The 14,170-nt window shown below is 52.2% G+C and carries 14 protein-coding genes; 5 read left to right on the forward strand and 9 right to left on the reverse strand.

Going from position 1 to position 14,170, the window contains the following annotated elements; genetic code table 11:
• A partial coding sequence (locus RBB62_RS18010) for an IS5 family transposase (protein ID WP_309400600.1) occupies positions 1-503 on the forward strand: 503 nt, incomplete at its 5' end.
• A 15-nt stretch (positions 504-518) separates the two neighbouring features.
• On the opposite strand, the gene RBB62_RS18015 is transcribed toward RBB62_RS18010, so the two are convergent.
• Entirely contained in the window at positions 519-1,019 is a 501-nt protein-coding gene (locus RBB62_RS18015) for a hypothetical protein (protein ID WP_309400602.1), read from the reverse strand.
• A gap of 24 nt (positions 1,020-1,043) precedes the next feature.
• On the opposite strand from RBB62_RS18015, the gene RBB62_RS18020 reads away from it, so the two are divergent.
• Positions 1,044-1,841, forward strand: coding sequence for a transposase (locus tag RBB62_RS18020; RefSeq protein ID WP_309400604.1), 798 nt, complete (start codon positions 1,044-1,046; stop codon positions 1,839-1,841).
• On the opposite strand, the gene RBB62_RS18025 is transcribed toward RBB62_RS18020, so the two are convergent.
• The 3 genes from RBB62_RS18025 to RBB62_RS18035 all read right to left on the reverse strand — a co-directional run bounded on the left by RBB62_RS18025 (position 1,827) and on the right by RBB62_RS18035 (position 2,992).
• Positions 1,827-2,651, reverse strand: a complete 825-nt coding sequence (locus RBB62_RS18025) for an IS3 family transposase (RefSeq protein ID WP_309400606.1) — start codon at positions 2,649-2,651, stop codon at positions 1,827-1,829. The two genes, RBB62_RS18020 and RBB62_RS18025, sit on opposite strands and share 15 nt — an antisense overlap.
• 77 nt (positions 2,652-2,728) lie before the next feature.
• The gene (locus RBB62_RS18030; protein ID WP_309400607.1) at positions 2,729-2,854 is read right to left on the reverse strand and encodes a hypothetical protein; all 126 of its coding nucleotides are present in this window, start codon (positions 2,852-2,854) and stop codon (positions 2,729-2,731) included.
• Between the two features lie 6 nt (positions 2,855-2,860).
• Complete coding sequence (locus RBB62_RS18035; protein WP_309400609.1) at positions 2,861-2,992, reverse strand: transposase; 132 nt, start codon at positions 2,990-2,992, stop codon at positions 2,861-2,863.
• A 42-nt stretch (positions 2,993-3,034) separates the two neighbouring features.
• Here RBB62_RS18035 and RBB62_RS18040 point away from each other — a divergent pair, with 42 nt between their 5' ends.
• From RBB62_RS18040 to tnpC, 3 genes are read left to right on the forward strand one after another with little or no spacing between them, the layout of a single operon-like run.
• Positions 3,035-3,520: a transposase gene (locus RBB62_RS18040; protein ID WP_343219103.1), complete on the forward strand. Its 486-nt coding sequence runs from the start codon at positions 3,035-3,037 to the stop codon at positions 3,518-3,520.
• Positions 3,420-3,710, forward strand: a complete 291-nt coding sequence (locus tag RBB62_RS18045; RefSeq protein WP_309400610.1) for an IS66 family transposase — start codon at positions 3,420-3,422, stop codon at positions 3,708-3,710. The genes RBB62_RS18040 and RBB62_RS18045 overlap by 101 nt, the downstream gene beginning before the upstream one ends.
• On the forward strand, positions 3,680-4,381 hold the full coding sequence (gene tnpC, locus RBB62_RS18050; RefSeq protein WP_309400613.1) for an IS66 family transposase: 702 nt from the start codon (positions 3,680-3,682) through the stop codon (positions 4,379-4,381). The genes RBB62_RS18045 and tnpC overlap by 31 nt, the downstream gene beginning before the upstream one ends.
• Positions 4,382-4,520: 139 nt before the next feature.
• On the opposite strand, the gene RBB62_RS18055 is transcribed toward tnpC, so the two are convergent.
• From RBB62_RS18055 to RBB62_RS18075, 5 genes are all read right to left on the reverse strand, one after another.
• Positions 4,521-7,760 (reverse strand): hypothetical protein, encoded by a 3,240-nt coding sequence (locus RBB62_RS18055; RefSeq protein ID WP_309400615.1) that lies wholly within the window; start codon positions 7,758-7,760, stop codon positions 4,521-4,523.
• Between the two features lie 15 nt (positions 7,761-7,775).
• The gene (locus RBB62_RS18060; protein ID WP_309400616.1) at positions 7,776-9,335 is read right to left on the reverse strand and encodes an exosortase/archaeosortase family protein; all 1,560 of its coding nucleotides are present in this window, start codon (positions 9,333-9,335) and stop codon (positions 7,776-7,778) included.
• A gap of 90 nt (positions 9,336-9,425) precedes the next feature.
• A complete protein-coding gene (locus RBB62_RS18065; RefSeq protein WP_309400617.1) occupies positions 9,426-11,540 on the reverse strand; it encodes a hypothetical protein in 2,115 nt (704 codons plus the stop codon).
• A gap of 121 nt (positions 11,541-11,661) precedes the next feature.
• Positions 11,662-12,450, reverse strand: a complete 789-nt coding sequence (locus RBB62_RS18070; RefSeq protein WP_309400619.1) for a PEP-CTERM sorting domain-containing protein — start codon at positions 12,448-12,450, stop codon at positions 11,662-11,664.
• A gap of 58 nt (positions 12,451-12,508) precedes the next feature.
• Positions 12,509-14,134: a tetratricopeptide repeat protein gene (locus RBB62_RS18075; RefSeq protein WP_309400621.1), complete on the reverse strand. Its 1,626-nt coding sequence runs from the start codon at positions 14,132-14,134 to the stop codon at positions 12,509-12,511.
• Positions 14,135-14,170: the final 36 nt, after the last annotated feature.

A 14,170-nucleotide genomic window follows, 5' to 3' on the forward strand; every position in this document is an offset into this window, starting at 1 on the left:
ACTGCGAGTGGCTCATGATTGACTCGACTGTCGTGCGCGCCCATCAACACTCGGCCGGGGCGCGCGCAGGACAGGGTGCGCAGGCCTTTGGACGCTCCCGAGGCGGCTTCAGCGGTAAAATACACCTCATGGTAGACGCCCTGGGCTACCCGATGCACTTCATCATCACCGGCGGCGAAAGCGCCGATTGCACCCAAGCGCCCGCCCTGCTTAAGCAATGCGAACAGGCCGTCCAAGCCGTCATTGCAGATAAGGGTTACGACAGCAACACCGTGCGTGAAGGTGTCATGCAACAAGCCAACGAAGCCGTCATACCCTCAAAGAGCAATCGGAAGGAAACGATTCCGCATGACAAGCTGCTTTATGCCGCTAGACATCTGGTCGAAAACACCATCGGTAAGCTCAAGCACAACCGAAGACTCGCTACACGCTATGACAAAACGGTGTCTTCATTTGCCGCATTTGTGAACCTCGCATGGATCAAGATGTATCTAGTCAATTGATTTTGAAGAAACTGCCTAACACCTTTTTTTGCAAAAGACGCCTCTAAAGTCGGCCAACCTAGATGTAAAATGCTTTAATGCCGTGCGGAGTGTTGCCATGGTGGTAAAAAAAATACCATGTGCTGCACTACAAGTAGCAGGTGCTCCAGCACCAAGGTTAATAGCATTTAGATGCGCTAGGCGCTGAACTTCATCGCTATTTGAAGAACTCGATGGTAAGACAAGTGGCACATGCCGCTCAATAATATCTACTGCTCTTTCGCAGGCGCTGGCTGGCTCCTTCTTCCACTCAGTCACCTGAGTCGAGTGGATCTGATAGCGCTTTGCGATATCATGCAAAGGCTCCTGCTCACGCAGCGCCTCAAGCGCGACCTTGCTCTTACCCCCCCCAGAAGGCTGAAATGAGAAACGATTTGATCCCCAATCGTTGATTTTACGGACATGGAGCTCGCTCTCACAACGTCCTATTAGTAGATTGCTTGTGTGAGCAAAACAAAATACCTTCCAGGACTTCACTTGCTGTGTGGGCGAGCCAAATTGATGCCGAACCATCGGCTCCAGAAAGAACTTAACTATCTGCGTGGTAGCGGTGGCGGTCAACTGCAAAGCCTTTTCGGCGAGGAGATCACGCTTCCGCCGGGTGATGGTTATCGTCGTGTATTTGATCGCAGCACCACGTTTTGGACTTTTCTCAATCAAGTGCTGCTTGGTGGTTCTTGTCGTGATGCCACGCGTGAGGTGCAGGCCTATCGTGAGTCCGATGGGCAGCGTCCGATCAGCTCGGCAAACTCAGCTTACTGCCAAGCGCGGGCGCGTTTGCCGTTATCGTGGATCGAGCAGCAGGGCGGGCGCGTGGCGCAGCAGTTGCAACTCAGCTCACGCTGGGACTGGCGAGGTCGGCGCGTGCTCTTGGCCGACGCTACGAGTTGCCAGCTGGCTGATACGTCTCTGAACCAAGCCGCCTATCCTCAACCAGGCAGCCAGCAGCCGGGCTGCGGCCATCCGGTTATGCAGCTTTTGGGCGTCTTTGATCTGGGCAGCGGCGCGTTGCTATCTTGGGAAAAGAGCCCTTGGAACGTGGGCGAAGCCAGTCTGTTTGAGACCGCCGTCATGCCGCAAGCTGAGGCTGGAGATGTGCAGGTGGGCGATCGCGCCTACGAGTCCTATCGCTGCCATGCCTTGTTGAAGATGCGCGGCGCAGAGTCAGTCATCCGCCTGCACCAACGTCGCAAATGTCCCCTCCGGGCCAACCAGCGCGAAGCCATTGGCTGGCTCGCCCTTTTGGGCCCACTTGTTATGAGAAGATTCCAGTCGGTTTGTTGTTTAGTGGGTTTTTAGTGGGTTGGTTGATTTGCTGAGGTTCTGGCCTAGAGAGGCCGTAGGCCGAACGGAGCCGGAACCTGCGGATTGTTGTTTGGCAAATGGTGCTGGCGTGAGCAAGCCCAGAGATCGGTGTGGTCTTTCGTGATTATGCAGGTGGCGGTAATCATCGAAGATGACGCGTGATTCGCTCAGGGTGTAGATGAGCTCGCGGTTGAGGCATTCGCGGCGGAACTTATCGTTGAAGCTTTCGACGAAGCCGTTCTGCCAGGGGCACCCGGGATCGATGTAGATGGTCTTGATTTTATTGTCCTTGAGCCACCCCTGAATGCACTTGGCGATGAACTCCGGCCCGTTGTCCGAGCAGATATACTCAGGCACCCCGTGTTCGGCGATGGCGTCCTTGAGCAAGGTCAGCACATCCTCGGATTTGATGGCCCGGTCGGAATGGATGCAGTGGCATTCACGCGTGTATTCGTCGATGAGATTGAACACGCGCAGCTTGCCGCCACGCTGGGTGTAGTCGCTCATAAAGTCCCAGCTCCACACATGGTTGCGACGGACCGCTTCGGTCGGCAGCCCTGTGGATAAGCCTTGGCGGCGGGTCCGAGGCTTGGGCGGAGGCACTTGCAGATGCTCTTCGCGGCGCACCCGCTGCACTAGCTTCTTGCCGACATCCCAGCCTTCGTTGCGCAGCTTCTGCGTGATCTTGCGATAGCCGAAAAACGGATACTTTTGCGACATCTTCACAATCTCAGCTTCCAAGGGTTGTTGCTTCGGCGGCGGGGGTTTGGCGCGGTAGCGATAGGTCGAGCGATGGATACCCAACTAGCGACAGACTTGTCTCCCGGAGCACTTCAGCGCAGCAATCACCTTGGCGGCAACGCTACGCTGACGGTCCGGGCTCAGACGTTTTTTTCCAAGGCAATCTCCAGGGCCTTAATCTGCAAAAGCTGATCAGCCACGATCTTCTTGAGCTGATCCGATTCCTTTTCCAAATCCTTCAAACGCTGGGCCTCCTTTACGCCCATGTTGCCTTATTTTTCTTTCCAGCGATGATAAGTCTGAGTGCTCATGCCATGCTCTCGGCAGGCCTCTTCGACTTTCATCCCTTCACTGGCGCGAAGGATGCGGATAATCTGTTCAGTACTGCGACGTCCTTTTTTCATATGATTTTACGGTGTCTATGACCGAAAATCTTCTCGCTAGCAATGGGCCAGTTTAAGGGGGAGCCAGCCACCATCACTACGATTAAACGCCCGGCTCAACAAAGCAACTACTGCACCCGTGAGGAATGGTTGGCTATGCCCGAGGAGCTCACCCTGCGCTTCGTGCGCGTGAACCTTGCCCGCCCGGGCTTCCGCACCAAGGAACTCACCGTGGTGACCACGATGCGCGACGAGCCAGCCGTAGCTATTGCGAGGCTTTACCTGCACCGATGGCAAATCGAGCTTTGTTTTCGCGATATCAAGACCACCTTAGGCATGGAGCTTTTACGCGGCAAAAGCTCAGCCATCGTCGAACGCGAAGTTGCGATGCATTTACGCTTCGGCGGGGCTGCTGGCGTGGGTCACCCTCGGCAAATACGTCCAGCACATGCCACTTTACCGTCAGGAAAAAGCTTCGGCGATGTGGGGCGCGACGATCTCGCGCAAAACGATGGCCGACTGGGTCGAAACCGTCGTCGAATGGCTTAAGCCGATCTACCATTACATGCGCGCTGACTTGCTCAGGGGCGGTTACGTGCAGGCCGACGAAACGCCGGTGCGCTACTGCGATCCCGATCAGAAGAAAGGCAAAACCGAACAAGGCTGGCTCTGGGCGATCAGTCGCCCGGGAGGCGATGTCGTGTTCGATTGGCGTCTATCGCGCGCTATGGCGAGCTGACCAGCCTGCTCGACGGTTATCAGGGTCTGCTGCAATCCGACGCCTATGGGGCCTATGAAAACTTTGCATCGCAAAGTAATACGACTGAGCAAAACAAGGTGACGCTGCTCGGCTGCATGGCTCATGCTCGCCGCAAGTTTTACGAGGCCCTTAAATCCCATCGTCGTGAAGCCGAGCAGGTCCTTAAGCTCATCGGCAAGCTCTACGCCTGCGAAGCCGACTACCTCAAAGAAGGACTCGATCCCGATGACCGCCAAGCCCGCCGTGAGGACGAGCAAACCCGCATCCTCAAGTGGCTCAAGGTGACGATCCGCATCTGCCAGAATCGTTCGTTACCTCAATCTGCCCTGGGCAAGGCATGCGCCTATGCGCTCGGGCAGTGGACCAAGCTAATCGCCTACCTCGAACACGGCGTCGCCGAAATCGACAACAACCTTCAGGAAAATGCCATACGCCCCTCGGCCCTGGGCAAAAAGAACTTCCTGTTCATTGGCCATCCCGACGCCGGGCAACGCTCCGCCATCATCTACTCCATCGCGGTCTCCTGTCAGCGCCATGGCGTAAATCCCTTCGATTACCTCCGGGATGTCCTGACCCGCCTACCCAATATGACCAACCAGGACGACATCAGCCCACTGGCTCCATCCAAATGGTCGTTACCAACCACGTGACCTCACGGCATCAATCATGGGTAAATGACGTCACGTCATGGATCCATGTGAAGTCACGTCATTGCCAAATAGGGTCATACCTGCCCAGCAGCACTCCGCGTCAATAGGGCCGACCGCCGGACGTTTACGGATTATCTAATCACTTCTTGAAAATCAAACTGTGCTCGCCAGTAGGAAGGGTCAGATGGAGCGTTTTGCGGAAGTTTGTGGGGCCATGCAGGCCTTTGACTCGACTCCAATTTCCGGGCGCAGTGATGGTTAGTTTGCCGCCGCTTGAGGTGTCGATGTAGAGCCGATTGGTGGTCACCCGAATGCTCGCGGGCATCTCAGCATCGAGCTGTAGGTTCTTCCAAGCGACTTGGCCAGCGGCACCGAGTGACAGAGTAGTTTCAGTGGCGCGCACCTGAATACAGCCGCTGGTTCCATGAAATTCAGCTTCACCGAATTTGGAGCGATCAGCATGATCGATCAGGAATATGTAGTCCTCACATGAGTCGAAATTGACGCGAATAATGGTCTCATCACGATTCTTGGCAAAGCTAGGGGTAGGCTCGCCGGGTAGCGAGGGGAAGAGTGCCAAGAAGTAGGCACCATCGTTCGGACGCTGGAGGTGGAGCAAGTCTTGGTACTGGGTTTGGTTGCGGTGAATCTGATCATTGCCGCCATAGCGTAGCGTGTAGCGAGGCGTTTTGCTGGGGCTGGCGATGAAGTAGTCCAAGTTAACGCCGAATTGGCCCTGTGCGGCGTAGTGGTCGCCATCGGGGAGTTTGCGCGCGGGGAGGATTTTTTCTCCACCAGTGTCCGCTTCGGGTGCGTCGGGAGTGGTGAGGCCCTCAGTGAGGGTCCAGAATTGCCAAGTGGTGGGTTCGCCGCCGGTGGCGGTATCTCGGATGGCGAGGTAGGCTGGTCCCGCTGCATTGTCTGGCTCATGGATGAACGCGACTTGCCGGTCTATGGTTAAACGGTCGCTCTTGGCAGGCTTGAGCTTTGGGTAAGTCGGCAGATCGGGCGGAAGCCAGTTGCGGTTGTCGGGCTTGGTGTTGGTGCGTTGAGTGCGAGCGTAGTCGAAGCTGGGGAGGTTGGCAAATTCACTGAAATCAGTGGTGCTGTAGTAGCCAAAGGGTAGAGATTTGTTGCTACCAGAGTAGTTGCGGGCTAACTGCACGCCTTCACTGAGCAGCTCATGCCGCTCGCGGGTGCCGGTGAGAATGGTGAAGCAGGTGCTCAGCGGCTTGCCACGGGCATACCACTGCGCGATGTCCGTTACGCTGGGCGTCCAGACATCCAGGTTGTGTTCTGAGCCCACACCGGCGAGGAAATTGACAAAGCTTTCCTGAGGTGTGTTAAACCCGGCGCGGAAGATGGCGCCAAGCTGAGGGAACTGCTTGGAGCACCACTCTGGGGCCTGTGAGGGAAGCTCTTTGTCTAAATAGTAGTAACGAAAGCCGCCGAGACGGTAGTCGCCCAGGTCGGTACTGTAGCCGGTCTCAGCCCATACCCATTGGAGGTTGGCGGATAGCGCTGGGTCACTTTGTGCGAACATACGGGCGGCAATGCCCATGGTAGCCAGCTTTTCGCTGGAAACTCCGCGTCCATAGTTGGCGGTTACGCGCAGGTTGTCCCTAGCTGGATCTTGGGGAGTGTATTGCTGGGCAAAGAACGTAATAAGCTGCTTGAGGCGTGGGTCGTTTGTAAAGTCCCGGTAACCGGCGCGCTGGGATGCGATGGCGAAGCTGACGATTACCTCTAAGCTGACGTTTCCATAGTGCGAACCTTCGGGAATCCATTCACCGCTTGGACCGACTTCGGTGCTGAGCCACTGGTCGAGCCAGTTTGCAGCGTAATTAGCCCATTGCTCGGACATGGGGTGGTCGCGCAATACGCAGGCGGCGACGCCGAGCGTGAGGATATAGGAGCAGTGCATGTTGGGATTGCCGGAGCCGTAGCCACGCTCGCTGGACCAGCACATCGGGTCGGCCAAGATGTAGGCTAGATACGCCATCTGGGCGCGGATGCGACGGCGCTCAGTCTCGTCCAGCCAGGATGAGTCTACTAGCGCGTCATAGAGACCCGCTGTGGCGATGGCCTTGCGCATGACGTCAAACTCGCCCAATAGCTCGAGTTGTTTTCGTAGCTTATCGATGACTGATTTCGCTTTAGCCTTTGTCGCATCGGTTGGTAAGCTGAGTGCTGCTACTGCCCAATCTGGATGCCGCGGTTTGACCGCCAGGCGCTTTTCGGCGATCTCAGCTGGGTCGACAAAGAGCAGAGGGTGTTGGGCCGTTTCCTTCCATTCCAGTGTGAGGGCTAGGACATGCTCCAGCTGTCGTCCAATCTTCGGTTCGCCGCTCGAAATCACCCATTCGCGGACGCCGCGTGTGCAGTGTGCAAGCAGCTCGATATCGCCGTTGGCTGAGTAGTTGACCGGCATGCCGCATGCCCGCCAGCCGGCCCACATCTTTTCGATCATCGGCAGGCTCCAGTGAGTTTCCCCGTAATAAGTCTGCTCAGCGATGGGTGTAACCCAATCGCCAGGCATGCGTGAAAAAAGGGCTAGCTCATCACGCTCATTTGCGAAGTCCAAGCGCCAAGGGGCGTTGGGAAACAGCGCTAGCACGCTGGTTTTGGGGCTTAGCTTGGTGAGATTGTTTTGCAATGCTGATACTGGGAGTTGGCGGTCTTTACGCGCCCATTGGCCATAGCCTTTGGGCAGTCCGACATTTTGCACATTGGGCATCGTAGGCAGTTGGAAGGTCGCAACGGTGTTCGGGGAATCTCCACTACTGGCCATGCGCCAATAGATGGCCGAATCGCCCGCTATCAAGGTGGCGGTAAACGAGACGAATGATCCATCATCGAACTGATAGGCTATCCGCACTTTTGCAAAGACTGGGCCGCTACTTTGTATTTTGCTGGACCAGCTAGAGATGGCTTTGGCGTTTTCCCACTTGCTGCTGGAAGACCAGGCACCATTGCCGAGACGCAGTCCGAGAAGCGGGGGAGGCGGCGTCTTTCCGCCGCTACCAATTGGAAATTTGGCGCTGATTAGAGCGGTGCTGATCACGGCAGATTCGCCGTTTACTTTGATGGATAGATCGGTGGAGGTATCATCTTGGCTCGACTTGAGGGCATAGGTCTGAGTTTCATAGCGAGCCAAAGGTTCGGAGATGAAGTAGATGGAGTTTCCCTGCTGTTGGTGGGCAATCGCACCGAATGCTCCATGCACCTGAAATTTCTCCGGTGTGTCTACAGGCACGGTGAAGGAGACCAATTCGGGTCCGTAGGCTCGCCCCAGTAATTCCTCAATTTCGAAATTGGCGCGGCCAATGAGCGCAAGCGTGCATTGTAGTAGTAGTATGCAAATTGCAGGTCGGCGCATGATGTTGCTGGCAGTCTAGCTGGACGGGCGCTCTTCGATGACGGTATTGAGGAATTTGTAGAAGGTGTCTTCTTTACTCACGCCTTCGGGGGAGGTTACACCAATCAGCAGCAGTTGTTTAGTTCGCATACTGTTTTCGTCGATGCGTTCCCAAAAGTTTTGATAAGCCAATTGCCATTTTTGTGACCATGATCCACTGGCCTGCTCATAGAACTGATCATAGTTTTCAGTGTTAACCGGGAGCATTAGCGTGCGATAAACGGCAATTTTCTTGGCGCTGATTGGATCTTGGAATTCGTAGTCCTCGTAAACCAGGTTATCCCAGGGTGAGTCCATGTGAAGCGCTTCCATTTGTTTGGTTAGGCGTAGCCCTCTGACGGAGCCCATGCAGACCTCTGGTGTGTGGGCGTTGGCTCGCATCACTGGGTAGCCGTCTTCCCAGGAGACGAAGTGATAGCTGACAAGGCTATCATTAACAAGAAACTGCCCGCTCATCACATGGTCAGTCTCGTAAATCTGTTTGACGAGATCGTCCACTTTGAGCTGACGATGCCATGAAAGCTGACGCAATTTACTTTCGTCTATTTGCCATGCTTTGGCTTGTGCGACATCGGGCATTTGATACCAGCTGATGCGAAATGCTTCGACGCCAGCATAGACTATAAGCGCCAAGGCTGTAAGTGGAACCCAAGCGCGTGATAGGACAGGTGATCCAAATTTTTTAATAGGCTTGGGTTGTGCTTTGGGCTCAATGATGAGGAAAGCGATAAAGACTAAGGCGAGGCCAATGACGAAGGTAACGGCACCGGTGTTATCATGCCAGCGGTCATAGGCGTCTTGTCCCTCAATGCCGGTAATCCAGCCAAGAGTCAGCGCGCGAATCGCGTTCTGAACGAATGAAGCCAGCATGCCGGCTGCGAGCAGGGTTAGGCGTCTTGGAATCGAAAGGCCACCGTATTCGCCAAGGAAAAGAGTGGTCACCAGGAGAAATTGTAATGAACGGATGCCGCTGCATGCTTCTGCGACTTCGACGACAGATTCGCCGATGGATATCTGAATGCCTTGAAGCATCGCGGGAATGCCAAGCATTTGTAGTGAGACGGTGACAATGTTTGCAATGTGGCCCGTTAGCCAGTCGCTGACCCCGAGTTCAATTCGCCCCGGCCAGGGGATAGATGCAAGGAAAAATAAAACGGGAAAGGCATAGTGCTTTGTCCATTTTAGCCCCCCCCAGGAAGCGCCCCAGCAGAGGGTGAAGGCGGCGAGGGTAAGGCCTTCTGTCCAGCTGAGCATGTGCCAGGAACTCATGGTTTCCCAGAGCACTCGCAGTGCGCAGAATGTGCAGAAGAATACCAAGGCAGGCAGCAGCCAAATCTTGGAAGTTCGCACCGGAGTGGGTTCATCTTCGCTGCGCGTCCACAGCAGAAACAGGCTCAATACAGGAATGCCCCAGCCGAAAAAGTAATGCGAATCGGGGTCCCAGAATTCGTGGATTTGGTAGTAGAACGCAAACTGTAGGGCCAGTGGCAGCAGCCAGATTTTGAATGAAGTATATTTCATCGGTTCAGAGCTCATGCAACAGTCCAACAAGCTGTGCTAGATCAGTTGCTGCTTCAAGCACTCATCACCCTTTTCTGGGCCAGGAATGTATGGTGCTTGCATGGCCTAGAGAGATGCCGTTTCTGACTTAAGTTTGTATAGCAGCGCTCTTTCTAGTTTAAGAGGAAGGTCGTCTGGATTGGGTAATTTGCTGCTATCTCTGGTTATGTAAACATGCATTAATTTCTGGCGGGCATCGTAGTTTTCAGTAGGCAAGGGGAGTTCGGCATTGATAGCTTGAGCGATGGCCTGCTCATTCGACTTGGCGTAGACGAAAGCCAAGGTGCGGTACAAGGAGACGTTTTTAGGATATTGCCCAATTAATTTCTCCAGTCGTTCGCGAGTTGCGTTTAAGTCACGGTTATGGAGTGCATTCAGGTAGAGGAGGAAATTTAAAGCCTCTGGGCGAGCGTTGAAGCGCTCAAGATTTATCTGCCGTAGTAGAATTTGCATCTCTTCTTCCAAGCCAAGTTGGTAGGTAAGGATCAGGTAACGCTCGGCAGCGAGTAGGGGGCTTTCTGGGCGTCCAAATAGTTCACGATAGAACGCATGCTGATGCTTGGGCTCGGTGTGCTTGACTAAGAGGTAGTGCATATAGTCCCAATCACTGGCTGTAGAGTTATCAAGCGCTTGCAGCAATCGAACCGAGAACTCCTTATCGTCATTACGCTCATGGGCAATCAATGCTTGCCAGAAACGGCGCTTGATCGAGTTAATGGGCAGTGCGCCTTCCTGTTCGCGGCTCAAAAGCTCAGCTGCCTTATCTAGGTCTGCGTTTTCGGATAAAACTAGCCATTCCAAGTATGCCAAGGCGTAGTTGGAATCGATAAATACCTGTTCTTCACTAATGAGTTTATCTCGACCATAATAAATGTCGTAGCGGCTCAGGGTTTCAAGTATGGTTGGCATATCCTCATCCTCGTATTCAGCAACGATGGCCTCAAATGCTTCTTTTTGAGTGAGAGCCCCCATGAATGCTGCCAGACCTGTCGCGGCCACACGGTCTTCCTGGCTGGCTTCGGGGTTTTGCATAATGATGTCCCGCAACTGAAGGGTGTCGTAGGGAAGATCTTTTCTAATTGCGGGGGGAAGACGCATTGCTAAGCGGGCGAGCTCTAGCCCTACCGTATTCGTTTGCTGGATTTGCTGCTGTAAGATGCTGATTGCAACTGCATGGAGATCTGAGTCACGGGCGTAAATTCCGTGCTCTACGAATATGCGATGCGCCAAGGGGCTCTCTGAGTCTCTTTCTAGCATCTTTAATGACATGGAGATCGCGTCCTCTCGTCGATCCTGGCGCATGAGTAGCTCCAACTCCATATCGGCTGAGGTTTGGCTTTCGGGGTAGCGAGTTCGCATCATGGATAGATATTTAGAGCCTAACCCGAGTTGGCCATAGTCGATGGAGTGTGATACGATGCTCGCGAGTGACTCCGAGTCATATCCTTTACTTTGTGCTAATTTTTCTGCCCACCAGATGGTGTGAGGGTGATGCAACTGATCCGCCAGATCCAGGGTTTGTTCTAAGCCTTCTTGTTTGTTCGGCTCAAGGAGGGCTGCGCTGCGAGCCTTTTCGTATGCCAGGTTGATCTGTTCGCGTTCGACTAGCGAGCTAGCTTCGGCACGAAGTGTTTTCGCGCGCCATTGTTTGGCAAATTGAAACAGTGCCGGGCTGGCGAGTACTGTTATGGCTGTTAAGCTAAATACGAGGGCATAAACAATGCGTAGGAAGAGATTTTGCTTTTTCCAAACCTTAAACCAGTTACGTGGAATGGCCACTAGATAAGCCAATATATTTAGGTAGATATCCCAGATTTCGAAAATGAATTCCCTGAAGGTCATTTTGCGAACCCTTTTGATCCAATAGCGTATGGCCTTCGCAGACTTTTGGGGGAGGCTCTTAATCCTATGCCGAGTATCTTGAAGCCTTTGCCTGAATTTTTTAGGAGCTTCTGAAATCTTGCGATTGAGCTTTTTTGCATTTCGCTTGCGCTCCTGCTCGCGAATCTTTTGTTCAATCGGGCGGCTTTGCTGCCATTTTCTGAGGCTGCTTTTTCTTAGCCTCCACCATTTTTTCAAACGGTTCTGCTGATTGCGAATCCCATGCGCTCTAAAATAATAGAACTCATCCAGTTTTTGCTTTAGCCATGATGGGCTCTTGCTTTTACGGCGAGATTTCATCGAATGAATATCTATATCGTTTAATACATGCTGCTATTCTGGCAGTAGGCAAGTGCATCAGTAAAATAAAAAGCCTGCGGCATTTGTTACCGCAGGCCATGTAAATTTTGCCTTAGTGATTTTAATTTGCTTCTTCCTCTTTGATCACGGTTTGTTTGCGGCGGCGATAGAAGAGGAATGCGCCTAATCCAACAATGGTGATTCCTGCTAGGTAAGTGCTGGGTTCTGGAATCGAAATCAGATCGCCACTGAAGGTTGCTGTATCACCAAGAGCAAATGTCGCGGTGATTGAAGCTCCACTGTTGGAACCTACTAAGAAAAGAGAATAGCGCTCAGTTTGACCATACACGTAGCCAATTGGATCAAACGTGCTTAGGTCAAAAGTTAAGTCAAAAGCGCCGTTGATCGTAGAAGTGGAGACGAAAGAGCTTTGGCCATTGGTATCAACTAATACAATGCCTGAAAGGTTTGTGCCAGTGCCAGTTATGTTGAAACTCGTTGGCTGAACATAATACCCAGCAACGGCCCCACCATCGGGAGTCGGGGTAGATAGTAGGCTGAATTGCGCTATGCCTGTGATGTTTTCAGCAAGGGCAGCAGATGTAGGGGTTGGCAGTACTCCTCCAGGAGTTACAGTAGTACCACTGTAACCAGCGACTGCATTCTGGATCATGCCAATATCAGTGCCCTGAGTTTGGATTGTCAGGCCACCAGTTCCTGCAAAGAAGGCATCTCCGTTATTCGGGATGGAAGCAACATTGTCGTTTATTGAGGAAGGGGCAAAGCCCGCAGATTCATCAATGTCAGTGTTGTTGAAAGTGAATTCAACAATCGACACGGCATTCGCACAGGTTGCGGTTGCGGCAACAAACGTAGCGATGTTCAGCAGTTTAAGTTTTGAGTAGCACATATTAGGTAAAATCTTAAATGATTGTCTTGAGCTGTAAAGCCAATTTTAGACAATAAATTTAAAAGTTGTTGGATTCTTTTGCGGCTTTAAGTAGCTTGTTTTCCTCAGGTAATAGTTGGTTCGGATTTATTGCTGATAGCAGTTCGTTGCTAAGTTCATCGTTTCCTAATTCTTTCTCTATCAGTCCATTAAGTAGGATGACGCTCGGCTGCCGCTTCAGTGTTTCCGGGATGTTGCTTAAACGCTCTTTAGCTTCAGTGTATTGGCCATTAAGGTAGAGGAGAAACGCGATGGTGCTATTGAGTTCCCTTAGCTTGGACTGTTTCTGTATTTCACTGAGGATTATGATCTGGTTTGGCTCTTGGTGGCCAAGTAGGTTGCTAAAGTAATAGTAGTTGTTTTGGTAAATTGGGTTAGATGGGTAGATTTGTCGAAGAATAGTGGAAATTTCCAAGGCCTCCGATGTATTTTTCATAAAAAGAACAACAGTTAAGTGCTCTTTTTGTAGATTGGCGGCAACTAATTGATTGGGGGCGAGTTCAATTGCAGCGCGATAGGCAGTGTCAGATCGATCCCACCAGTTTTGCGTGCCAGCAGTTCGTGCCAACACGGTAAGCGAGTCTATTTCGCCTTCTTCTTGGGCTAGATCCAATGTCTGATCCCATTCCTCTTTTGACACCATTTTGCCTTCTTGGAGGCGAAGATACAGAATTAAAGTAGCTTTCTGTGGAGTAGAGGCTGCTGAATAGTCTAGGTTTAGCAGTTTATTGATTTTTTGTAAGTCATTACGTTGAACCGCTGCTCGGTATTGTAGTTGCCAGCGCTCCTGTGATGGCGCTAGTTCCGGCGCTTCAAGTAGGTCTTCAGCTCTTTGCGGTTCATTAATGTCAATGAGCCAATTGCAGACTTCAAGGGGATGGGCTGTGGATTCTTCGGAGATGATTTGTTCAATGACAGATTCTCTAGCTGAATCATCCAGAATGATGCGGTGAGTTGCTGCGAGCAGTTTTGAGGTGATTTTTCTTCTGGGGTGTTGGCTCAGCCGACTAATGAGCCATTGTCGTTCCTGTGGGAACAACTTTATTTCTGGCCGGGTAGAGAGGAGTTTTAGCGCATCAAGGCCGATTGAGGAATTGGACTGGCTTGCTTCTTTCAATGCGGATTTTGCTTCAATCCAGTTTGTTATTCTTGGTTGCTGTAGCAAAATTGTCGCCCGAAGGAACTGTGCATAAGCGTTGTTCGGTTCGATGTTGATTAAATAGGTTAATTCTTTAATTGCGGCTTCGGAATCCCCAAGCAAGAGAAGGTTCTGCGCCTTAAGTAGCATGAAATGAGTGTCTCCACTCATTTTAGGTGCCATTTTGCTGATAAATGATGTAGCGCTTTCGTATTTCTTCAGTTGAATCGAAAGTTCCAAATACGCTAGTGCGGCTTCTTTGAAGGTGTCGGATTCGGTGTCTTGACTTAGGGATTCTAGAATAGGCAGTGCCTCTTCTGGGGCCTCCAGTGCTTTGGCTTTTGCATATAGTAGCTTATTTTCATTTGATGTTGGCTGGAGTATTTGAAGACGTTTTAAGTGGCGAAGCGCTTGATTTGCTTGGCCTGCTTCGACTAATTCGTACGCCATTTGCGTTTCGTAGCGAACCCATTTAATGTAGCCGATATAGAGTGCGCTGAGAAGCATGCTGCATAATATTGCAATGCCGAGCCACACTGGAGG

The sequence above is a fragment of the Cerasicoccus maritimus genome (genome assembly GCA_031296935.1).
GTDB lineage: Bacteria > Verrucomicrobiota > Verrucomicrobiia > Opitutales > Cerasicoccaceae > Cerasicoccus > Cerasicoccus maritimus.